This window comes from Sulfitobacter sp. HI0040 (assembly GCF_001634885.1).
Lineage (GTDB): Bacteria > Pseudomonadota > Alphaproteobacteria > Rhodobacterales > Rhodobacteraceae > Sulfitobacter.
This window is the reverse complement of sequence record NZ_LWEX01000401.1, coordinates 12,148-33,175: the sequence shown is the minus strand read 5'-3', so window position 1 is coordinate 33,175 and position 21,028 is coordinate 12,148. Positions and strand designations below refer to the sequence as shown.

Sequence of the window (21,028 nt, the reverse complement as noted above, 5' to 3'; positions counted from 1 at the left end):
GAGCCCCCGCATTTTCGCCATTCCGGCCCTCATAAGCGATTGACCATTGTCTTTCGCACCCCAAACCCCTTAACTGCAGTCCGAGGTCGTGCCGCGCGCCAAACGCGGGCCGACTAGTGAGAGTTTCGCCGATCGCAGCAGCCGCATGGGTTGCGGGTCGGACCGATTGGGCCGGTGACGGCCGAAGAACCGCTGACACTTTGCGAGGGATACCCCGACAAGGCGCAGCTAATGAATGGATGCGGACGAGGGTGTACCCCCCGTACCGCGTCGGAGAAGAACCGCGATGACGCGTGCAGATGCCATGAGCGAACAGACAAGAGCCGGTACGGCCTTGCCTGTTGCCGCGTCCCTCGTCGCCCTGACAAGACACATCCCGCAGCGCGAGGCACCCCCCGGGGGCCCGCCGGCCGGTCTGTGCACAATGGATTTATGCCTAAGAAAATGCTTATCGATGCCACCCACGCGGAAGAGACGCGCGTGGTCGTGGTGGACGGAAACAAGGTCGAGGAGTTCGACTTCGAATCCGAGAACCGGCGCCAGCTCGCCGGGAATATCTATCTCGCCAAGGTAACCCGCGTAGAGCCGTCGCTGCAGGCGGCCTTCGTTGACTACGGCGGCAATCGCCACGGTTTCCTCGCCTTTTCGGAAATTCATCCCGACTACTACCAGATCCCCGTCGCCGACCGGCAGGCCCTGCTGGAGGAAGAGCGCGCCTATGCCGAGGCACAGGCCGCCAAGGACGACGACGACGACAAGGAAAAGCCCAAGCGGCGTACCCGTTCCCGCGGCTCACGCAGCAAGGCCGAAGATACCAACGCCGACGATGCGGTGACCTCCACCGAGATCAAGGGCATGGAAACTGTCGATCTGGGAGAGGATGACGAGACCGAAGAAGGGTCTTCTCCGATGGAGCGGGTCGGAGAGACCCCGGTCGAGGAACCCGAAGACGATACGGATGCCGGATCGGACGACACGGACGCAAAGCCATCCGGGCGGGCAGACCGCGCGGCAAACGGCGATTCCGATGAGGATGATGACGACGAAGACGACAGCAGCGTCGCCGATGCCGCCCGCAAGGACGAAAGCATCGAATCCGTCGCCGAGGAAGACGACAGCGAAGACATCCGCCCGGTCCGCAAGCCGCGTCCGCGCCGCTACAAGATTCAGGAGGTCGTGAAGGTCCGCCAGATCCTGCTGGTGCAGGTCGTGAAGGAAGAGCGCGGTAACAAGGGTGCGGCGCTGACGACCTATCTCAGCCTTGCCGGGCGCTATTGCGTGCTGATGCCCAACACCGCCCGGGGCGGCGGCATTTCCCGCAAGATCACGAATGCGGCGGACCGCAAGAAGCTGAAAGAGATCGCGAACGAGATCAAGGTGCCCACGGGGGCCGGTCTCATCGTGCGGACGGCGGGTGCCAAGCGCACCAAGGCCGAGATCAAGCGCGACTACGAATACCTTCAGCGCCTGTGGGAGCAAATCCGCGAGTTGACGCTGAAATCCATCGCGCCGGCGAAGATCTACGAGGAAGGCGACCTGATCAAACGGTCGATCCGCGACCTCTACAACCGCGAGATCGACGAGGTCTTCGTCGAGGGCGAGCGCGGCTACCGCATTGCCAAGGACTTCATGAAGATGATCATGCCGTCCCATGCGAAAAACGTGAAACTCTATTCCGAAGGCTTGCCGCTTTTCGCGCGCTATCAGGTGGAAAGCTATCTTTCCGGCATGTTCAACCCCACGGTCCAGTTGCCCTCGGGCGGCTATATCGTGATCGGCGTGACCGAGGCACTGGTCGCGGTCGACGTGAACTCCGGCCGGGCCACCAAAGAAGGCTCGATCGAGCAGACCGCGCTCAAGACCAACCTCGAAGCGGCGGACGAAGTCGTGCGCCAGTTGCGTCTGCGCGACCTCGCCGGTCTCATCGTGATCGACTTCATCGACATGGACGAACGGCGCAACAACGCCGCCGTCGAAAAGCGCATGAAGGAAAAGCTCAAGACCGACCGTGCGCGTATTCAGGTGGGTCGCATTTCCGGCTTCGGCCTGATGGAAATGAGCCGCCAGCGCCTGCGCCCCGGCATGATCGAGGCGACGACGCAGCCCTGTCAGGCCTGCCACGGCACCGGGCTGATCCGGTCGGACGACAACCTCGCGCTGTCGATCATCCGTCAGATCGAAGAGGAGGGTACCCGCCGCCGGTCCCGCGAAGTGCTGATCAAATGCCCGGTGGGCATCGCGAACTATCTGATGAACCAGAAGCGCGAACATATCGCCCAGATCGAACAGCGCTATGGCCTTTCCGTGCGGATCGAGGGCGACCCCCATCTGGTCAGCCCCGACTTCTCGATGGAGAAGTTCAAGACCGCGACGCGCAGCGTGCCGGTGGCACCTGCCCATGTGGTGTCCGTCGATACCTCGCTGATGGACCAGATCGACGAGGATGAAGCCGACAGCACGGACGAAGACGCCGCTGATGCCGAAGATGACAACGGCAACGGCAACAACGACAGCGGCAATAGTGACAACGGCGAACAGAAGCCCAAGAAGCGGCGCCGCCGTCGTCGGCGGGGTCGTGGTGGCAAGTCTGACGATCAGAACGGGGATCAGAACGGCGACAACGGCAACGGTGGGTCGAAAGATCGCGGCGAACCCGATCGCAAGCAGGATGCTGTCGCTGAAAAGCAGCAGGGTGATGCGACTGCGGCGGAGGCTCCGAAAGATGACGCCGAAGTGACGCCGGATGCCGCTGAAGGCGACAAGCCCAAGGCGAAGCCCACAAGCCGCAGCAGGTCCCGCGCCAAGCCGAAGACCGAAGAAAGCGAGGAGGCCACCCCGGCAGAGGCAGAGGCCAAGCCCAAACGCTCGCGCAAGCGCAAGTCCGACGCCGCCGACGAAACGGCGGATCAGGGGGATGCTTCTGCAGAGGCTTCATCCGAAGAGGAGAAGCCCAAGAAGCCCGCCCGCCGGTCCCGCAGCAGCAAGGCGAAGCCCGCAAAGGCGGATGCCGAGGCGCAGAATACGGATGCGCCTGCCGCTTCCGAGGATGCGGCACCCGCAGCCGACCCGGCACCGGCTGAGACCGTGACGTCGGAGCCGACGCAGGCCCAAGCCACCCCCGAACCGGTGGCCGAAGCGCAGATCCGCTCCATCGACCCGGCAGAACCCCAGCCAGAAGCGGCACCGGCAGCTGAGCCGGAGGCCACGCCCGAACCGGAACCCGCGCCCGAACCGGCGGCGGAAGCCGAACCGGAGGCGGACACCAAGCCAAAGCCCAAGCGGCGCGGCTGGTGGTCACTGGGGGGCTGAGGCCCGAAACAACAGGGGCGGGCCAATGGCCCGCCCTTTCAGTTTTGCCGGAAGGCTCGACCGCGACGGCGTTTCAACCGCCCTTGCGAATTTCGTAGATGGCGACGCCCGCTTCATCCCGCTGGGACAGCAGGGCATGCCCGGCCTCCGCGCAGAAATGCGGCACGTCGATGATGGCCGCCGGATCGTCCGACCGCAGCACCAGCAAATCGCCCGGTTCCAGCGCCATAAGACGCTTGCGTGCTTTCAGAACGGGCAGGGGGCAAAGCAGCCCTGTGGCATCGAGATCATGGCGTGTCATGCAGGCGGAGATAGGACAGTTGTTTCAAGCCGTCCACAGCCTTGTGACAAACTGGCACGTGACGGCGGGCGTCATTCCGGCTAACCCGGGACCATGTTTGGCATAGAAATCATCGATGCGGGGCTGCTTCCCGCGATGCTCGTGGCGCTGGTGGCGGGCGTCATCAGCTTCCTCAGCCCCTGTGTGCTGCCCATCGTTCCGCCCTACCTCGCCTATATGAGCGGCGTGTCCCTCAACGACATGTCGAGCCAGCGCGCCGCCCGCACCCGCGCCGTGGTCGCGGCCTGTTTCTTCGTACTGGGGCTCAGCACGGTGTTCTTGCTGCTGGGGTTCACCGCCTCGGCCTTCGGGGCGTTCTTCCTGCAAAATCAGGTTCTTTTCGCGCGTATTTCGGGCCTCGTGGTGATTGTCTTCGGGCTGCATTTCCTCGGTGTCATCCGGGTGCCCTTCCTCGATCAGGAGGCGCGGCTGGAGGCGGGCGATCAGGGCGGGTCGTCCTTCGGGGCCTATCTGCTGGGGCTGGCCTTCGCTTTTGGCTGGACGCCCTGCATCGGTCCGCAACTGGGCGCGATCCTGTCGCTCGCCGCGTCGGAGGCTTCCGTGGCGCGGGGTACGCTTTTGCTGGGGATCTATGCCGCGGGGCTGGGCATTCCCTTCCTTCTGGCGGCCATGTTCATCACCCGCGCGCTTGGCTTCATGAACCGCATCAAGCCTCACATGAAGCTGATCGAGCGTATCATGGGCATTCTGCTGATCATCGTGGGACTTGCCCTGGTCACGGGGGCTTTCAGCACCTTCTCTTTCTGGCTCTTGGAAAACTTCCCCGCGCTCGGCAGCCTCGGCTGACGCCTTACTCTCGCCGGAAAGGGCCGTTAGACTGCGCGCAAGGCAGGGAACGGCATGGCAGAGAATCGGGATCAGACCGTCAGGCGGCGCCGGGTGTTCTACATCCCCGGCTACGACCCCATTCATCCCCGGCGCTACCGGGAGCTCTATCGCAAGGAAGGCCGCGCGCAGGCCGGGATCAGCGGTTACGATCTGGCGCTGAAACCCCGCAAGACCCCGCGCAACTACGGCTGGACAGTCGAGGCCATGATCGAGCATCGGCAGGTCCGCAGCGATGTCGAGGTTCTGGTCTGGTCCGACATCGTGCGCGACAGCATGAGCAATTCGATCCCCGCCACCTATTTGCAACTGCTGCGCACGGCCTGGGCCTATATCGGGTCCGGCGCGCTCTGGCGGCTGATGAAGCTGCGCAAGGGGCCAGTCATCGCGGCGCTCTATCCAGTGGGGATGCTGCTTTTGCAACTCGGGCTGGCCCTGCTGGTGGGCTGGGCTGTGCATCGCGTCCTGCAAACGGTTCTGGTGTTCGGCCTCAGCGCGTTGGGGGGTGATGTCAAGGGGGCNGGGCGCCTGCTGCTTTTGGCAGTCACGCTGGGGCTTGGCGTGCTCGCGGGCTGGGCCGTGCTGTCGTGGTTCAAGCGCAAGGACGGCAAGTTCTTTGCCTATTACCTGATGCACGATTACGCCTATTCGGCGGCTTCCATGGGGGCCAATCCACCCGAGCTTGAGGAGCGGATGGCCCGGTTCGCCGACGACATCGCCGAAGCCATGCGCGATGACGTGGAGGAGGTGCTGATCGTTGGCCATTCCTCCGGCGCGCATCTGGCGGTCTCCATCCTTGCCGACCTGCTGCGCGATGGCCGGTTGCCGCAGGATGGCCCGGCCCTGGCGTTCCTGTCGCTGGGGCAGGTGGTGCCGATGGTCTCGTTCCTGCCCCGGGCGGAGCGGCTGCGCAACGATCTGCGTTATCTTTCGGCGCGCGACGAACTGACGTGGGTGGACGTCACGGCCCCGGGGGACGGATGTGCCTTTGCGCTCTGCGATCCGGTCGCGGTGTCGGGTGTGGCGCCGGAAAACAAGCGCTGGCCGCTGGTATTTTCGGCGGCGTTTACGCAAAGCCTCTCGCGCGAACGCTGGAAGGAATTGCGCTGGCGGTTTTTCCGCCTGCATTTCCAGTATCTCTGCGCGTTCGACCGGCCAAAGGATTACGACTACTTCCAGATCACGGCAGGGCCGAAGACGCTGGCGGCGCGCTATGCCGGGCGCGCGCCCTCCCGCTCACGCATCGACCGGGCGGTCAGCAAATACACCTCCGTCGCGGCATGACCCAGCCGCCGAAGCCGCCTTCGCGCGCCGAGAAGGTGTCGCTTTTCCAGTATGCGCGCCTCTTTCGCAGCGATATCCTCTCGGCCCAGCCCGCCCGGCTTTACCGCGCGTGGATGGCGGAGTTCCGTACGCCGTTCTTCCGCAGCTACATGATCAATCAGCCCGAACTGGTCAGAACGGTCCTGCGCGAGCGGCCTGACGATTTCCCCAAATCCGACCGTATCGGCGAAGGTCTGCGCCCGCTGCTGGGGGACTCGGTCTTTCTAACCAATGGCGACAGGTGGAAGCGGCAGCGCCGGATCATCGACCCGGCCTTCGAGGGCGGGCGCCTGCGGGAAACCTATGCTGCCATGTGGGGTGCGGCGGATGCGGCGGTGGAGCGGATCGGGCCGCTTTGCGGACGCCCCGTCGAGGTGGAAGCGGAGACGAGCCATGCCGCGGCGGACGTGATTTTTCGCACCCTGTTTTCGATCCCCATCGAACACCGCATCGCGCGGGAGGTGTTTGCGGAGTTCAAGACCTATCAGCGCAGCCAGCCGCTGCTCAACCTCGGGGCCTTTATCCCCCTCCCGCGCTGGATGCCGCGGCTGTTTTCCCGCGCGACGCGGCGGGCCGCGAAGCGCATCCGCAGGCTGATCACCGATCTCACGCGCGAACGGATGGCGCAAATCGCCGCCGGCACCGCGCCCGACGATCTTGCGACCAAGATCATGTCGACGGCGGACCCCGAGAGCGGCGAGAAGTTCGATACGCCCGAAATGGTGGATCAGGTCGCGATCTTCTTTCTCGCGGGGCACGAAACCAGCGCCTCGGCCCTTGCATGGGCGCTGTACCTGATTGCCACGCATCCCGACTGGCAGGCGCGTGTCGCAGCAGAGGCGCAACAGCTCGACCGGCCCGACTTCGCGCTCATCTCACGCCTGAAGGACACGCGCGATGTGTTTCGCGAAACCCTGCGGCTTTACCCGCCCGTGCCGATGATGGTGCGGGAAACGACCTGCCCCGAAGAGTTCCGCGAGCGGAAGGTGGAGCCGGGCGCGCAGGTCGTGCTGAGCCCGTGGCACCTGCACCGCCACAATCGCCTGTGGGAAGACCCTGACGGGTTCGATCCCGCCCGCTGGGGCACCCCCAACGGCCAGACCTGCCAGCGCGAGGCGTTTATCCCCTTTTCCGCGGGCGCGCGCGTCTGTCCGGGGGCAGGATTTGCCATGATCGAAGGCCCCCTGCTGCTGGCGCGCATCCTTCGCGATTTTTCGGTCCACCCGGTGGAAGGCCGCCGCCCCGTTCCCGTGGCGCATCTGACGGTTCGGTCAGACAAGGGCATCTGGTTACGTTTCGAACGCCGGTAGGTTCTATCATCGCGGCTGCGATTGAATTAGACAGATGCGGAACGGAATCAGGTAGTACGGGGCAACCATGACGATTGACGAAACACAGAAGCAGCAGATGGAAACGGGCAAGGGGTTCATCGCGGCACTGGATCAATCGGGTGGCTCCACCCCCAAGGCGCTCGGCCTTTATGGCGTGACGTCCGAAGACTACGACGGCGAGGAAGAGATGTTCGCCGCCATGCACGACATGCGCGCCCGCATCATCAAATCCCGCGATTTCACATCCGACAAGGTGATCGGCGCGATCCTCTTCGAGCGGACGATGGATGCCGAGATTGACGGTAAGCCGGTGGCTGAATTGCTCTGGCAGGACCGGGGGGTGGTGCCTTTCCTGAAGATCGACAAGGGCCTCAAGGATACGGCAAACGGCGTCCAGCTGATGAAGCCCATGCCGGAGCTTGATGTTCTGCTGGAACGCGCGAAAAAGGCCGGTATCTTCGGAACGAAGGAACGTTCGGTCATCCACGAGGCGAACGAAAGCGGGATCGGCGCCGTCGTCGCCCAGCAGTTCGAGGTGGCCAAGGCGGTCTGCAAGGCAGGTCTGGTTCCCATCATCGAACCCGAAGTCAGCATCGATTCAAACTCCAAGAACGAAGCCGAAGAGATGCTGGAGCGTGAATTGCTCAAGCATATCCGCGCCCTGCCGGAAGGCGAGATGGTGATGCTGAAACTGACCATTCCGGATGTGCCGGGCCGCTATGACGCGCTGGCGGATATGCCCAACGTCCTGCGTGTCGTGGCGCTGTCGGGCGGCTATTCGACCGCGGAAGCCTGCGAAAAACTGGCCGAGAACCACAAGATGATCGCCAGCTTCAGCCGGGCGCTGACCGAAGGGCTGAACGTCAAGATGTCGGATGCCGAGTTCGACGATGCGCTGGGTGCGAATATCGACAAGATCTACCGCGCCTCCATCGCCTGATCGGCGGCGGGGCAGGGCGAAGCGGGGTCAGTCCCGCTCCGCTACCTGCGCGCGCAGGTCCGACAGGATGTAAACCCGGATCGCCGAGGCCAGCCCGGTATCCATCTCTCGCGCTTCGTCGATCTCTGCCACCAGCGCATTGATCGGCAGATCCCTGCGCGCGGCGATCTTGCGCAATTCGTCCCAGAACGCCGCTTCGAGCGAGATGGACGTCCGGTGACCCCGCAAGGTCACCGAATGTTTGACGGGCCTGCCCGTCATCCTTCTTTCTTGTCGGTGTCCAGCCTGTGACCTTCCAGATTGCGCGCGATCTGTTCGGCCCGCGCCCTTAGCAAGTCTTTCTGCGCCTTGGTCTGGCCAAACTGCACCGCGTTCTCATCCGCGCGGGCGCGGCGGGAGGCGCGGTTGCGCTCTTTCTTGATCTTGTTGAGGTTGATGGGCGCGCTCATGACTTCGGGCCAATCATGTTCTCGGGCCGCACCACGCGTTCGAAGGTTTCGGCATCCACGAAGCCGAGGGCGATGGCCTCTTCCTTCAGGGTGGTGCCGTTCCTGTGCGCCGTCTTCGCGACCTTGGTGGCGTTGTCGTATCCGATTTCGGGCGCGAGCGCCGTCACCAGCATCAACGATTCACGCATCAGTTTTTCGATCCGGTCGGCATCGGCCTGCAATCCGTCGATCAGGTTGTCGGTGAAGGCCACGCTGGCATCGCCCAGAAGCTGCATGGATTGCAGCACGTTGTAGGCCATCATGGGCTTGTAGACGTTCAGTTCGAAATGACCCTGCGATCCGGCGAAGCCTACGGCGGCGTCATTGCCCAGCACATGGGCGCAGACCTGCGTCAGCGCCTCGCACTGGGTGGGGTTCACCTTGCCCGGCATGATCGAACTGCCCGGCTCGTTCTCCGGCAGGATGAGCTCACCCAGACCACAGCGGGGGCCGGAGCCCAGAAGGCGGATGTCGTTGGCGATCTTGAACAGCGAAACGGCCACCACCTTGAGCGCGCCTGACATCTCCACCATGGCGTCATGCGCGGCCAGTGCCTCGAACTTGTTGGGAGCGGTGACGAAGGGCAGGCCGGTGATCTCGGCCATATTGTGGGCCACCGTCTCTGCCCAGCCTTCGCGGGTGTTGAGCCCCGTTCCCACGGCCGTCCCGCCCTGCGCCAGTTCGTAGATGCGGCCCAGGGCGTCCCGCACCCGCTGGATGCCCATGGCGACCTGATGGCGGTAGCCCGAAAACTCCTGGCTGAGCGTCAGCGGCGTCGCGTCCTGCGTATGGGTGCGGCCGATCTTGATGATGCCCTCGAACTGGTCGATCTTGGCCTGAAGCCCGTCGTGCAGTTTCTGAAGGCCGGGGATCAGCACGTCATGCGCGGTGCGCGCGGTAGCGATATGCATGGCCGTGGGGAAGGTATCGTTGGACGATTGCCCCATGTTCACGTGGTCATTGGGGTGGACGGGGTCCTTGCTGCCGATCTCGCCCCCCAAGATCTCGATCGCGCGGTTCGCGATGACTTCGTTCGCGTTCATGTTGGACTGCGTCCCCGACCCGGTCTGCCAGACCACCAGCGGGAAATTGTCGTCGAACTTGCCGTCGATCACTTCGCCGGCGGCCTTAACGATGGCATCGCCCAGTTTATCGTCCAGCGTGCCTTGGGCGATATTGGCCTGCGCACAGGCTTTCTTGATCACGCCCAGGGCGCGGACGATGGCGATGGGCTGCTTTTCCCAGCCGATGGGGAAGTTCATGATCGAGCGCTGCGTCTGCGCCCCCCAGTATTTGTCCGCCGGGACCTCGAGGGGTCCAAAGCTGTCGGTTTCGATACGGGTGTCGGCCATGGGAATGCTCCATCGTCAAGGTTGACTGCGGTGTATCTTCGGGGCGCTTGCGTTGCAACAGAATGCGCGGGCGGCACCGCGCTTGCAAAGCTCGCCCCACAGAATGACTATCGGGGCGCAGGGGCGATGCGCCCAAGCCGGAGGAGGAGACATCATGCGGGAAAAGGCGATTCAAAAGCGGGTCATGGCGTTCTGCCTGATATGGCTTGCGGCGCTTCCGGTGTTCGCAACTGCCGCCGTCGCGGACGTGTCGCGCTTTGCTGGAAGCTATAGCGGGTCCGCTGATATTCCCAACGCCGAAGGGGCCCCGGTACCGCGCGACATGAGCGTGGAGATCTTTGAAACCTCCGACGGCGGCTTCGCGGTCGAATGGCATGCGGTGACCCAGCGGGAAGGGGGCAGCAACACGGCAACCTATCAGATCGAGTTTCGCCCCACGGAAAGGCCCGGGATATATGCCGCCGCCATGGGCCGGGACGTCTTCGGTAATGCCGTGCAACTTGATCCGATGAAGGGCGAACCCTTTGTCTGGGCCCGCCTCATGGGCGATACGCTGACCGTCTATTCGATGACCGTGGAGGACAGCGGCGGATATGACCTGCAACAGTTCGACCGCACCTTGACGGAAGGTGGGCTGGACCTGCGGTTCCAGACCGTGCGCAACGGCGAGGTTTCGCGCAGCATCGAGACTTTCCTCGAACGTCAGTAGCAGGCGTTACTTGCGATAACTGTCGAGCGAGACGATTTCCGCATCGTGATTATCGTCCTCCTCCGCGACCTCAAGCTCATCCTCGTGGACAAGCGGGCGCGGCTCCTTCTCCTGCGGCTCGGCCTTTGATGCAGCGCTGCTCTCCTGCTGTTCGAAGCGCAGGCCGAATTCGACCGAAGGATCGACGAAGGTGCGGATCGCATCATAGGGGATATAAAGCGGCTCCGGCGCGTCGCCGAAATTCAACGTGACGGAAAAGCCTTCGTCCGTGACCTCGAGATTGTCGTACCAATGCTGCATCACCACGGTCATCTCACCGGGGTAGCGGTCCGACAGCCAGTCGGCCAGTTCGGCATCCGGATGCGCGGTATCGAAGGTGATGAAGAAATGGTGGTTGCCCGGCAAGCCGCGTTCGGCAACATCCATCAGCACTTTGCGGATCAGACCCCGCATCGCGTCATGCATGAGGTTGCCGTAATCGATGCTGCGGCTCATGGGGCTCTCCGGTTGGACGCTCGCTCAAGCCCAACATACCGTATTGAGTGGCAGAGGAAAGGGGCAGTATGGCACAGCGAGCGTACGGGTAGGCCGGGACCGCGCGCGGCCCTATCGGTCGCGGTAAAGACGCAGACCCGCCACCGCGACCTCGGCCTCGAACGCGCGCCCGACCGCAACGACGCCCAACCGCCGCAGGCGCGCCGGATCAAAGGGCGCGTCGGTACGGTAGGGTTCGAAATCGGCAAAGGGAATGCGCAGGGTCAGCCAGACCGGTTCGGCGGTAAATACATGGCGGTAGGATTGCCAAGGCCGCGTCAGATCGTCGGTGCGCAGGCGCAACTCATAGGTTTCGTCATTGCCGAAAACGTCGATCTCGATCCCGGTGAAGGCGGTCGCGTCCAGCAGCGCGCCCTCAGGTCCCAGATCGGTCGCCATCTGGATGAAGCCGCCATCGTTTTCGAGCGAGATATTCCCGCGAAGCTGCATGGCCTCCCGCCCGTCGATATGCGCAGGCTCCACGCTGCCGGTCGAAAGGCCGCCCATTACCCTGTCGGCCACGAAACCCCACTGCGTCGCGATCGGCTGCGTGCCGCTGCCGGAGGACTGATCGGCAAAGGCGCGGACGGCCCACATGGTGGCGGCGGTGACAGCACCGGCCCCGATGAGGCTGCGAAACAGGAAGGAAAGGGAAGAGGCGGCCATGCGTCAATGTTAGCGCGAAGAACCGGGAATCAAGCAGGAAGATAAAGTGCAGGCTTCTGTTGCCAGGTGCCTGCGAACCCCGCCTTACGCTGCTAGGCGCAAGGACTTAGATTTCGGTCTAGTTACTGCTTACGCAGCAACGGCGACCGGAGCACGATTGTCATTTGCAATTGTACATTTTGTACCGATAACGGTGGTAACTCACCGGGACAAAGCAACACCTTTAGACGTTCGTCGATCCTGTTTCGGCCCCATGATCCCCAAATGAAGGATGTTGGTGGAGCCGCCGGGTACCGCCCCCGGGTCCGATCCGCTTATTACGAGCGCGTTTATGTCCATAGTCCCGAAGGACAAGGGAAATATAGGTCCCACCCCGATTCATTGCAAGGGGGTGCGGCGTGGGGGAGGCGGTCTATTCCGCCACCAGTTCGGGGCGGCCTGTCAGCCTTACGGCGGCGCAGACCTGACGCGGCAGGCTGAGGGTGAAGGTGCTGCCCTTGCCCGGTTCGCTGGCCACGCTGAGGCTGCCGCCATGCGCCTGCGCGATATCGCGTGAAATGGCGAGGCCAAGGCCCGTACCCCCATGTTTGCGCGTCGCGGTGCCATCGACCTGATGAAAAGGTTCGAACACCCTGTCGATTTCATTGGCCGGGATGCCGACACCGGTGTCGGTGACATCGAAGTTCACGTCATCATCCGTGACCCGCGCCGCAAGCGTGACAGACCCGTTATCGGTGAACTTGGAGGCATTGCCGATGAGGTTGATCAACACCTGCTGTACGCGCTTGATATCGGCCGTCAGGCTGCCCGGTTCGATCTTCAAATTAAAGGCGAGGCCTTTCTGTTCGAGCATCGGGCGCAGTTGATCGGCCACCGGGTTCACCACGGTTTCCACATCCGTCTGCTCTGCCGAAACCGAAAGGCTGCCTGAATCGATCTTAGCGAAATCGAGCACCTCGTTGATGAGGGTCAGCAGATGGTCGCCCGATCGCTCTAGGGTTTCCATCGTGCGCGAAACCTGCGCAAAAACCGCATCCACCCGCTCGCTCAGCTCCGCTGGATCGGTGACGCCTTCGTCGATGGCTTTGCGCAATTCGCGGGCGGGGCCCATTCTGTCGAAGTTGCGGCCCAGCCGGACGTGGCCGAGGATGACGGTCATGGGGGTGCGCAATTCGTGGCTCAGAACGCCCATGAAGTCGGTCTTGGCCTGATTGGCCGCCTCCGCCGCGATCTGCGCCTTCTTCATCTCCGTTACGTCGAGCCGCAGGCCAACGATGCTGCCGTCTTCCATCAGCCGATCGGAGGTCTTTATGATGCGCCCGTCGTGCAGATGCTGTTCGGTATCGGCGCCACCCTCCAGAACCCGGTGTTCCAGCCAGTCCGTGATGAATTCGTCCTCATGGCCCACGGCCTCGGGTACGACGCCACCCAGCAGGTTCTCACGCATGATCTCCTGATATGGGGTGCCGACTTCGACCTTCTGTTCGCTGCCCGTCATGTCGAGGTAGCGGCGATTATAGAGCGTCACCCGCCGGTCTGGCCCGAACATCACGATACCATGGTCCAGCGCCTCGATCCCGTTGCGCAGGCGCACCTCTGCGGCGCGCCGTTTAGCCGCGAGCCGCATGATATAGCTTATGCCCAGCAGCGTGAGGGCGATGAAGGCGAAGCGCAGAAGCCATTGTTCCTCATAGCGGGGACGGGTCAGCGGCCAGCCGTCTTTCGGCGTGGCGCAAAGCTCCCATTGCCCGAAGGGAAAATCGAAGTTCAGACGGATGGGGTCGGCCCCCATTTCATCAGGGCTGCCCAGCATGATCTGTTCGGGCTTGCCGTCGTTCCCGGGCTCGATAAGCAGCAGGTTGAAACGTTCCTGCAGTTCGGGAACACCCAGACTTACGAGGAAATCATCGTAATTCAGCACGATCGACAGGATGCCCCAGGGGCGCGGAACGCCGGGTGCTTCTGGCAGGGGCGGCAAAAAAACCGGTTGCCGCAGGATCACCCCCCGGCCGCCCTGAACGAGATTCACAGGCCCGGTCAGCACGCCTTTGCCGGTGCGCATGGCTTCCTCAACCTGTTCGATCTGCGCTTCGTTGTCGCGGTAATTCAGACCCAGCGCGCTTTCGTTCCCTTCAAGGGGATAGACCATGGAAATCACGAGATCCGGCGCGACGGCGATGTTGATCACCTGCGGATTTTTGGCGAGGTATTCAGCTGCTTTCCTGTTGAATTCAGCAACCCCAAGGTCCGGCGTTTCGCCGATGATCGCCGCAAGTTCCCGAAGATCCAGGATCGATTGGAAGACCTCCTCTTCGATCCGTTCGCGCACCTCCACCAGTTCGAGAGTTACGTCCGTCCTCAGCTTCTGAATGTAATTTTCATAGGCGAGCATCTCCACCCGGTGCCCGAAAATCAGCATCACCAGCCCGACAGCCGTCAACACGACGGCCTGTGTCATCCGTTCAGGTAGGGTTTGCCCAATTTTGGCCCATTGAGATATGCGCAACGATTTTCCTCACGCGCCTGTTCTGCGTCATACTGCCTTATTGACGCCCGGCATTCCGATTCATGCAGGCGCTTTCGTTAACTATTGCGGCCCGAGGCGTAACATTTACAGCCCCATATTACCCTAAGCTGTATCAAATTCTTGACCTGTGGCCCGAATGCGCTACTTGTGCGTGAAATTTTGCCACGGCAATATTTTGGTTTGCCTTTAGGGACTTCAGGATGAGACGGGTCTTGTGCGGGCGGCAAAGACCGTCCGGGCAAGCGTCTGGGTTTCCGCTTCCAGCCCGGTGAGCGCGCTGGTCACGGCTGCACCATTTCGGGACTCCAACGCATCGGTGATATCGGTATGCAGGGCCACGATACGCGCGCGGTCCCGTGCGCTGAAGGTGATCATGTTCATCAGCGGCTGCATGGCCTCGACCGCCCCGGCGAGCTGGTAGCTCAGGATCGGGTTGGCCGCCGCATCCACCAGCGATCTATGAAAGGTGACGTCGGAGGCGCAGAATGCCTCATCGCTGAGGCCCGCGCTGGCCTGATGGTCGATTTCCTTCCGCATGGTCATCACCTGATCCATCGTGCGGCGTTCGGCGGCCAGGGGCGCGCAGGCGCGCTCAAGCGTGAAGCGCGCCTCGCAGGCGGTTTCGAAATGCACATCGTTCATGGAGATGAGCAGCGTCGAGGTTGTGATCTGCTGTTCCTGCGCGGCCTCGAAGCTCAGCTTGGCGACGAATGCGCCGCCGGTGGCGCCGCGCTGGGTACGGATCAGCGACTGGGCGGCCAGTCGTTTCAGCGCTTCGCGCACGGTCGGGCGGGAGACGTCGAACTTGTCGGCAAGCTCGGCCTCGGAGGGCAGCCTTTCGTTCACGATAAGCCGTCCCTCGACGATGGAATCGCGGATCGCGCCTGCGATCTGGGCCGGCAAGTCGAGCTGTTTCACGAAGCCTTCTTTCATATGTATGACATTTAACGTTTGCCCGAACTCTAATTGTCTGACATTACATCTGCAAGTTCCGAGTCGAAAGGCCGCCCCGATGAATCACGTTCTGCGATCCGGTCTCTGGCTGGCATTCTTTGCGGTCATCCTGATGGCCTGGGTCATGCTTTACGGTATGGCCATGCAGATGGACATAAGCCTTCTGGGCCTGCCCGGCGAGATGGCACAGGCCATGCGGCGCATGAACCCGGCGATGGACATGGATATGCCCATGGCGCGCTTCGGGCCCTTGTTCGCGATGTGGGCGGTGATGATGGCGGCGATGATGCTTCCCACCATGGTACCGACGCTGCGCTCTTACGAGGACCTGATGGTCAGCGCCACCGGCACGCGCGCGGGCTGGCTGGGCGTGCTTCTGGGCTATTTCGCGATCTGGGTCGCCTTTGCCGCCGGGATCGCGGCGCTGCAACTGCTTTTGCTCGATCTCGGCGCGATCGACATGCTGGGCATACCGACCTCCCGCTGGGGCGCCGTGGCCTTGCTGGCGGCGGTCGGCCTCTACCAGTTCACCCACGCGAAGGAGGCCTGCCACGGCGTGTGCCATTCACCCACCTTCTACTTTCTGGGCAACTGGCGCACCGGTTTCGCGGGCGGGCTGCGCATGGGGCTGGGGCTGGGCAGCTTCTGCGTGGGCTGCTGCTGGGGCTTTATGCTGCTGGGCTTTGCCGGCGGTGTCATGAACCTTGCATGGATGGGGCTGGCGACCCTTGTCATGGTGCTCGAAAAGCTGCCGCAGATCGGACATTACATCATCAAACCCATGGGCGTTGCCCTGATCATCGGCGCTGGCGCCGTGGCAGGCTGGCCCCTGATCGCAGGAGGATAACAGATGGCGACCAAGAAAAAACCGGAGGCGGACCGGCTGAAGACGAGCGCGCGTATCGACCAGCGCATGCCCAGCACCAAACGTGATCGCAACAGTCCGACCGAATGGGCCATCAAGGGCGAATTGTTCCTCAATTGCTCCTGCACCGTGTTCTGCCCCTGTGTCGTGAGCCTCGGGGCGCATCCGCCGACCGAAGGCCATTGCCACGCATGGATGGCCATTGCCGTGGACGAAGGCCACTACGAGGGCGAGGATCTGTCCGGCCTCAACATCGGTCTGCTGGTGGATATCCCCGGCCGCATGGGCGAGGGCAACTGGAGGGTCGCGGCATACGTGGATGAACGGGCCACGGAGAAGGCCTACCACGGGCTGCTGCAGATCTTCAGCGGGGCAGCAGGCGGCACCACGGGGCTTTTCACCATGCTGGTGAGCGAGATCATCGGCGCCGAACGCGCGCCCGTCGAGATCGTGCGCGAGGGCACCAAACGCAGCATCATGATCGGTCGCAAGATCCAGGGCGAGATCGAGATGATCGCGGGTAAATCGCCCGATCACCCCGTGATGATCAGCAATTCCAAGTACTGGATGGGTCCCGATATCATCGCGGCCCGCGGCCTGAAGAGCCGGGTGCGGGACTATGGCCGGGTCTGGGATTTCGGCGGCATGTCCGCCGAGATCTGCCCGATCGACTGGAAAGGGCCGAACCCGTGACCGGGTCCGGTTTCGTCGGGAGGGACTAAAGATGCCGGTCATTTCACCTTCGCGCCGGGTCCGGCGCACCCCCTTCTCCGACGGGGTCGAGGCCGCCGGGGTCAAGGGCTACACCGTCTACAACCGCATGCTGCTGCCCACTGTTTTTGAGAGCGTGGAAGCGGATTACCGGCACCTGAAGGACCATGTTCAGGTCTGGGACGTGGCCTGCGAGCGGCAGGTGGAGCTGCGCGGCCCGGATGCGGGGCGGCTTGTCCAGATGCTGACACCCCGCGACCTGCGCGGCATGGAGACGGGCCGCTGCTTCTACGTGCCTATCGTCGATGAAACCGGCGGGATGCTAAACGATCCGGTCGCGGTGAAGCTGGAGGAAGACCGCTGGTGGATTTCCATCGCGGACAGCGATCTGTTGCTCTGGGTCAAGGGCGTGGCCTATGGCTACCGGCTGGACGTGCTGGTGGATGAACCCGATGTCAGCCCGCTGGCCGTTCAGGGCCCGCAGGCCGATGCGCTGATGGCACGGGTCTTCGGCGATGCGGTCGGCAAGGTGAAGTTCTTCCGCTTCGGCAGGTTCGATTTTCAGGGCCGGTCGCTCGTCATTGCGCGATCGGGCTATTCCAAACAGGGCGGTTTCGAGATCTACGTGGAGGGGTCCGACATCGGCATGCCGCTGTGGAACGCGCTGATGGAGGCGGGCAGCGATCTGCAGGTGCGCGCCGGCTGCCCCAACCTTATCGAGCGGATCGAGGGCGGATTGCTCAGCTACGGCAATGACATGACCGACGACAATACACCCCATGAATGCGGCCTTGGCCGGTTTTGCGACACGCAGGCGGCGATCGGCTGTATCGGTCGCGATGCCTTGCTTCGGGTTGCCAAGGAAGGCCCGGTGCAGCAGGTCCGGGCCATCGAGATCACCGGAGACCCGGTGCCGCGCTGCGACAGGGTATGGCCCGTCACGTCGAAGGGGGAACGCGTGGGTCAGGTGACTTCTGCCGCGCATTCGCCGGACTTCGGCACCAACGTGGCCATCGGCATGGTGCGGATGACCCATTGGGATGCGGGCACGCAGGTGCAGGTGCAGACACCCGAAGGGCCGCGCGATGCGACCGTCCGCGACGGTTTCTGGGCCTGAGAATTTCCGAACCGCCGGAGCCTCCGGCGGGGATTTGAACCATTTGGAAGCAGGGACGCCCTGCGAAAGGAGAGCGACATGTTCGATGCACTGGTTGTTGATAAGGACGAAGACGGCAAGACCAGCGCCGCAGTAACCCAGATCGAAGAGGCGGATCTGCCCGAGGGTGAAGTGACGGTCGCGGTCGAATATTCGACCGTCAACTACAAGGACGGATTGTGCATCGGGCCCGGCGGCGGTCTGGTGCGGAACTATCCCCACATTCCGGGGATCGATTTCGCCGGTACGGTCGAAAAGAGCGATGACGCGCGCTATGCGCCGGGCGACAAGGTGGTGTTGACCGGGTGGCGTGTGGGCGAGGCCCATTGGGGTGGCTATGCGCAGAAAGCCCGGGTGAAGGCCGATTGGCTCGTACCGCTGCCCGAAGGGCTCGATACGCGGCAGGCCATGGCGGTGGGCACCGCCGGTTTCACGGCGATGCTGGCGGTGATGGCGCTGGAGGATCACGGGTTGAAGACCGGGGACGGCCCGGTTCTGGTCACCGGGGCAGCCGGCGGGGTCGGTTCCGTCGCGACGGCGCTACTGGCAAAGCTCGGATACGAGGTCGCGGGCGTGACCGGACGCCCCGAGACCGAAAGCTATCTGCGGGATCTGGGGGCGAGCCGGATCGTCCCGCGTGAGGAACTGGCCGAAACAACCAAACGCCCCCTCGAAGGAGAGACATGGGCCGGATGCGTCGATGCCGTGGGCGGCGCGATGCTGGCGCGTGTTCTGGGGCAGATGAAATACGGGGCCTCCGTCGCGGCGGTGGGCCTTGCCGGGGGTGCTTCACTGCCCGCGACCGTCATCCCCTTCTTGCTGCGGGGGGTGAACCTGCTGGGTATCGACAGCGTCATGCAGCCCTATGAAAACCGTCTGCGTGCATGGGAGCGTATCGCGCGCGATCTGCCGATGGACAAGCTGGAGGCCATGGTCCAGCCCGCAACCCTGTCGGACCTGCCGGGGCTGGGTGCGGACATCCTGAAGGGTCAGGTTCGCGGGCGCGTCGTCGTCGACGTCAACGGCTGAAGTCAGGCCTTCTGCTGAAACGCAAGGAAAGGGCGGATGCACGGTGCATCCGCCCTTTTTTGTCGTTCAGCGGTGCGGGCGCGGGGTGGTTTTCCGGGGTGTGATGGACCCCCGCGAAGTGCTCTTTTCAGCAGATCGGTTGAGACAAGTGTCAATTGGCCTATGCTGGGGAGCAGAGTGCGCCCCGTCCGGGATCAATCGGGCAAGCGGGCGCCCGGAATTGAAAGGGACACTCATGACAGATACGACCGCACAGGGCATACCTGCCCCGGACGGAACCTCCGAGGTGATCCAGACCGATTACGAGATCGGTCAGGACAACGTGGAAACCACCATCGGTCCGTTCGGCGTGGACATTCACAACCCCGTCTTTCTCATCAGTGGATTGGCCGTCGTGGCCTTTGTCTTCTATACCATCGTCCTGCCAGATCAGGCGGCGGCGGCCTTCTCGGCGATGTTCTCCTTTACCACGAAGAACTTCGACTGGTTCCTGATCGGGGCGGCGGACATCGTGGTGCTGTTCGCTCTGCTGTTGATCGTGACGCCTTACGGCTCGGTCCGGCTGGGGGGTGACAAGGCGGTGCCGGATTACACCTACCTCGGCTGGTTCGCGATGCTGTTCGCGGCGGGCATGGGCATCGGGCTGATGTTCTACGGCGTTTCCGAGCCGCTCACGCATTTTTCCACTGCCTTCGGGGAAACCACCGTGGGCGAGAATGGGCTGCGGTCGGACTGGGCCCCGCTTGGCGCCATGACGGGGGATGAACCCGGATCGGTCCGGCTCGGTATGGCGGCGACGATCTATCATTGGGCGCTGCACCCTTGGGCCATCTACGCGACCGTCGCACTGGCGTTGGCGCTTTTCACCTATAACAAGGGGCTGCCGCTGACGATCCGTTCCGCCTTTTATCCCATTCTGGGGGAGCGGGTCTGGGGCTGGCCCGGGCATATCATCGATATCATCGCGGTTTTCGCCACCCTGTTCGGGCTTGCCACTTCGCTCGGTTTCGGGGCGACGCAGGCGAATGCCGGCCTCAATGAGCTGTTCGGCGTGCCCATGGGCCAGACCACCGAAGTGGTGCTGATCACCGCGATTACCGCCGTGGCGCTGATTTCGGTGCTGCGCGGCCTCGATGGCGGGGTAAAGGTTCTCAGTGAGATCAACATGGGGTTGGCCGCACTTCTGGCGCTCTTCACCCTGATCGTGGGGCCGACTGCCTTTTTGATCGCCTTTTTCTGGGATTCGCTTCTCGCCTACTTCCAGTTTTTGCCGGCCCTCTCGAACCCCTTCGGTCGCGCCGACGTAAACTATTCCCAAGGCTGGACGGCCTTCTACTGGGCGTGGTGGATCAGCTGGTCACCCTTCGTGGGCATGTTCATCGCCCGCGTCAGCCGAGGCCGTACCGTGCGGGAGTTCGTGATCTGCGTCTTGCTCATCCCCAGCATCGTCTGCGTGCTCTGGATGTCCATCTTCGGCGGTACGGCGATTTATCAGGTCCTGTCCGAAGGCTATACCGGGGCGCAGGACGCGGCACTGGAACTGCAGCTATTCAAGATGCTGGATCAACTGCCGCTTGCCTCGATCACCTCTTTCGTGGGGATCCTGCTGGTGGTGGTGTTCTTCGTCACCTCGTCGGACTCCGGCAGCCTCGTGATCGATACGATCACCGCGGGCGGCAAGGTCGACGCGCCGGTGCCGCAGCGGGTCTTCTGGTGCATCTTCGAAGGTGCCGTGGCCATTGCGCTGCTGATCGGCGGCGGGCTTGCGGCGTTGCAGTCCATGGTGATTTCCACGGGCCTGCTGTTCACTGTGGTCCTGCTGGCCATGTGCTGGTGCATCTTCAAGGGCTTGCAGAGTGAGCGTGCCGAGTTGAAGTGACCTTCCGGACATGAGAAGGTCTTGGCGGGCGTCCCTTGCGGGGCGCCCGTTTTCGCGAGGGGGAGGGAG

Annotated in this window: 19 protein-coding genes and 1 other RNA gene; 11 read left to right on the top strand and 9 right to left on the bottom strand. The window is 63.1% G+C overall.

Features of this window, described 5'->3' with window-relative positions:
• Positions 1-432 precede the first annotated feature (432 nt).
• On the top strand, positions 433-3,309 hold the full coding sequence (locus tag A3728_RS16485; RefSeq protein WP_067926049.1) for an Rne/Rng family ribonuclease: 2,877 nt from the start codon (positions 433-435) through the stop codon (positions 3,307-3,309).
• Between the two features lie 73 nt (positions 3,310-3,382).
• Here A3728_RS16485 and A3728_RS16480 read toward each other — a convergent pair whose 3' ends face one another.
• Complete coding sequence (locus A3728_RS16480; RefSeq protein WP_067926047.1) at positions 3,383-3,610, bottom strand: sulfurtransferase TusA family protein; 228 nt, start codon at positions 3,608-3,610, stop codon at positions 3,383-3,385.
• Positions 3,611-3,703: 93 nt separating this feature from the next.
• Between A3728_RS16480 and A3728_RS16475 the strand changes: the two genes are divergently transcribed.
• The 4 genes from A3728_RS16475 to A3728_RS16460 all read left to right on the top strand — a co-directional run bounded on the left by A3728_RS16475 (position 3,704) and on the right by A3728_RS16460 (position 8,089).
• Entirely contained in the window at positions 3,704-4,456 is a 753-nt protein-coding gene (locus tag A3728_RS16475) for a cytochrome c biogenesis CcdA family protein (RefSeq protein WP_067926044.1), read from the top strand.
• A gap of 54 nt (positions 4,457-4,510) precedes the next feature.
• Positions 4,511-5,779 carry a hypothetical protein gene (locus tag A3728_RS16470; protein ID WP_067926041.1) on the top strand — a complete coding sequence of 423 codons (1,269 nt, stop codon included), beginning with the start codon at positions 4,511-4,513 and terminating at the stop codon, positions 5,777-5,779.
• The gene (locus tag A3728_RS16465) at positions 5,776-7,128 is read left to right on the top strand and encodes a cytochrome P450 (protein ID WP_067926037.1); all 1,353 of its coding nucleotides are present in this window, start codon (positions 5,776-5,778) and stop codon (positions 7,126-7,128) included. The genes A3728_RS16470 and A3728_RS16465 overlap by 4 nt, the downstream gene beginning before the upstream one ends.
• 67 nt (positions 7,129-7,195) lie before the next feature.
• The gene (locus tag A3728_RS16460) at positions 7,196-8,089 is read left to right on the top strand and encodes a fructose bisphosphate aldolase (RefSeq protein ID WP_067926034.1); all 894 of its coding nucleotides are present in this window, start codon (positions 7,196-7,198) and stop codon (positions 8,087-8,089) included.
• A 27-nt stretch (positions 8,090-8,116) separates the two neighbouring features.
• Here the strand turns inward: A3728_RS16460 and A3728_RS16455 are convergent, their stop codons facing one another.
• Genes A3728_RS16455 through fumC form a run of 3 tightly spaced genes read right to left on the bottom strand, consistent with a single transcriptional unit; the run spans position 8,117 to position 9,929 of the window.
• A complete protein-coding gene (locus tag A3728_RS16455) occupies positions 8,117-8,350 on the bottom strand; it encodes a ribbon-helix-helix domain-containing protein (RefSeq protein WP_067926031.1) in 234 nt (77 codons plus the stop codon).
• A complete protein-coding gene (locus A3728_RS16450) occupies positions 8,347-8,538 on the bottom strand; it encodes a DUF4169 family protein (protein ID WP_067926028.1) in 192 nt (63 codons plus the stop codon). Before A3728_RS16450 ends, A3728_RS16455 begins: the two co-directional genes overlap by 4 nt.
• On the bottom strand, positions 8,535-9,929 hold the full coding sequence (fumC, locus tag A3728_RS16445) for a class II fumarate hydratase (RefSeq protein WP_067926024.1): 1,395 nt from the start codon (positions 9,927-9,929) through the stop codon (positions 8,535-8,537). The genes A3728_RS16450 and fumC overlap by 4 nt, the downstream gene beginning before the upstream one ends.
• Positions 9,930-10,083: 154 nt before the next feature.
• Here fumC and A3728_RS16440 point away from each other — a divergent pair, with 154 nt between their 5' ends.
• Complete coding sequence (locus A3728_RS16440) at positions 10,084-10,638, top strand: hypothetical protein (RefSeq protein ID WP_067926017.1); 555 nt, start codon at positions 10,084-10,086, stop codon at positions 10,636-10,638.
• 6 nt (positions 10,639-10,644) lie between these two features.
• On the opposite strand, the gene A3728_RS16435 is transcribed toward A3728_RS16440, so the two are convergent.
• The 5 genes from A3728_RS16435 to A3728_RS16415 all read right to left on the bottom strand — a co-directional run bounded on the left by A3728_RS16435 (position 10,645) and on the right by A3728_RS16415 (position 15,298).
• On the bottom strand, positions 10,645-11,133 hold the full coding sequence (locus tag A3728_RS16435) for an SspB family protein (protein ID WP_067926012.1): 489 nt from the start codon (positions 11,131-11,133) through the stop codon (positions 10,645-10,647).
• Positions 11,134-11,244: 111 nt separating this feature from the next.
• A complete protein-coding gene (locus A3728_RS16430; RefSeq protein ID WP_236628094.1) occupies positions 11,245-11,838 on the bottom strand; it encodes a CIA30 family protein in 594 nt (197 codons plus the stop codon).
• Positions 11,839-11,883: 45 nt separating this feature from the next.
• Positions 11,884-12,229, bottom strand: a transfer-messenger RNA (tmRNA) gene (gene ssrA, locus A3728_RS16425).
• Between the two features lie 21 nt (positions 12,230-12,250).
• Positions 12,251-14,296: an ATP-binding protein gene (locus A3728_RS16420; protein ID WP_067926011.1), complete on the bottom strand. Its 2,046-nt coding sequence runs from the start codon at positions 14,294-14,296 to the stop codon at positions 12,251-12,253.
• 264 nt (positions 14,297-14,560) lie between these two features.
• Complete coding sequence (locus tag A3728_RS16415) at positions 14,561-15,298, bottom strand: FadR/GntR family transcriptional regulator (protein WP_067926009.1); 738 nt, start codon at positions 15,296-15,298, stop codon at positions 14,561-14,563.
• 79 nt (positions 15,299-15,377) lie between these two features.
• Between A3728_RS16415 and A3728_RS16410 the strand changes: the two genes are divergently transcribed.
• The 5 genes from A3728_RS16410 (at position 15,378) to A3728_RS16390 (ending at position 20,959) form a co-directional block, all read left to right on the top strand.
• Complete coding sequence (locus tag A3728_RS16410) at positions 15,378-16,166, top strand: DUF2182 domain-containing protein (protein ID WP_067926007.1); 789 nt, start codon at positions 15,378-15,380, stop codon at positions 16,164-16,166.
• Between the two features lie 3 nt (positions 16,167-16,169).
• Positions 16,170-16,877: a DUF1326 domain-containing protein gene (locus A3728_RS16405; RefSeq protein WP_067925997.1), complete on the top strand. Its 708-nt coding sequence runs from the start codon at positions 16,170-16,172 to the stop codon at positions 16,875-16,877.
• A gap of 31 nt (positions 16,878-16,908) precedes the next feature.
• Entirely contained in the window at positions 16,909-18,012 is a 1,104-nt protein-coding gene (locus tag A3728_RS16400) for a dimethylsulfoniopropionate demethylase (RefSeq protein ID WP_067925992.1), read from the top strand.
• A 78-nt stretch (positions 18,013-18,090) separates the two neighbouring features.
• The gene (acuI, locus tag A3728_RS16395; RefSeq protein WP_067925989.1) at positions 18,091-19,080 is read left to right on the top strand and encodes an acryloyl-CoA reductase; all 990 of its coding nucleotides are present in this window, start codon (positions 18,091-18,093) and stop codon (positions 19,078-19,080) included.
• A 235-nt stretch (positions 19,081-19,315) separates the two neighbouring features.
• Positions 19,316-20,959 (top strand): BCCT family transporter, encoded by a 1,644-nt coding sequence (locus A3728_RS16390; protein ID WP_067925985.1) that lies wholly within the window; start codon positions 19,316-19,318, stop codon positions 20,957-20,959.
• Positions 20,960-21,028: the final 69 nt, after the last annotated feature.

What these genes read in the sequence shown, in the direction of transcription:
- A3728_RS16460 (WP_067926034.1), top strand. Translation starts at nt 7,196, where the DNA reads ATGACGATTGACGAAACACAGAAGCAGCAGATGGAAACGGGCAAGGGG.
- A3728_RS16420 (WP_067926011.1), bottom strand. Translation starts at nt 14,296, where the DNA reads ATGACACAGGCCGTCGTGTTGACGGCTGTCGGGCTGGTGATGCTGATT.
- A3728_RS16485 (WP_067926049.1), top strand. Translation starts at nt 433, where the DNA reads ATGCCTAAGAAAATGCTTATCGATGCCACCCACGCGGAAGAGACGCGC.
- A3728_RS16450 (WP_067926028.1), bottom strand. Translation starts at nt 8,538, where the DNA reads ATGAGCGCGCCCATCAACCTCAACAAGATCAAGAAAGAGCGCAACCGC.
- acuI (WP_067925989.1), top strand. Translation starts at nt 18,091, where the DNA reads ATGTTCGATGCACTGGTTGTTGATAAGGACGAAGACGGCAAGACCAGC.
- A3728_RS16405 (WP_067925997.1), top strand. Translation starts at nt 16,170, where the DNA reads ATGGCGACCAAGAAAAAACCGGAGGCGGACCGGCTGAAGACGAGCGCG.
- A3728_RS16410 (WP_067926007.1), top strand. Translation starts at nt 15,378, where the DNA reads ATGAATCACGTTCTGCGATCCGGTCTCTGGCTGGCATTCTTTGCGGTC.
- A3728_RS16430 (WP_236628094.1), bottom strand. Translation starts at nt 11,838, where the DNA reads ATGGCCGCCTCTTCCCTTTCCTTCCTGTTTCGCAGCCTCATCGGGGCC.
- A3728_RS16400 (WP_067925992.1), top strand. Translation starts at nt 16,909, where the DNA reads ATGCCGGTCATTTCACCTTCGCGCCGGGTCCGGCGCACCCCCTTCTCC.
- A3728_RS16455 (WP_067926031.1), bottom strand. Translation starts at nt 8,350, where the DNA reads ATGACGGGCAGGCCCGTCAAACATTCGGTGACCTTGCGGGGTCACCGG.
- fumC (WP_067926024.1), bottom strand. Translation starts at nt 9,929, where the DNA reads ATGGCCGACACCCGTATCGAAACCGACAGCTTTGGACCCCTCGAGGTC.
- A3728_RS16480 (WP_067926047.1), bottom strand. Translation starts at nt 3,610, where the DNA reads ATGACACGCCATGATCTCGATGCCACAGGGCTGCTTTGCCCCCTGCCC.
- A3728_RS16440 (WP_067926017.1), top strand. Translation starts at nt 10,084, where the DNA reads ATGCGGGAAAAGGCGATTCAAAAGCGGGTCATGGCGTTCTGCCTGATA.
- A3728_RS16465 (WP_067926037.1), top strand. Translation starts at nt 5,776, where the DNA reads ATGACCCAGCCGCCGAAGCCGCCTTCGCGCGCCGAGAAGGTGTCGCTT.
- A3728_RS16390 (WP_067925985.1), top strand. Translation starts at nt 19,316, where the DNA reads ATGACAGATACGACCGCACAGGGCATACCTGCCCCGGACGGAACCTCC.
- A3728_RS16475 (WP_067926044.1), top strand. Translation starts at nt 3,704, where the DNA reads ATGTTTGGCATAGAAATCATCGATGCGGGGCTGCTTCCCGCGATGCTC.
- A3728_RS16435 (WP_067926012.1), bottom strand. Translation starts at nt 11,133, where the DNA reads ATGAGCCGCAGCATCGATTACGGCAACCTCATGCATGACGCGATGCGG.
- A3728_RS16415 (WP_067926009.1), bottom strand. Translation starts at nt 15,298, where the DNA reads ATGAAAGAAGGCTTCGTGAAACAGCTCGACTTGCCGGCCCAGATCGCA.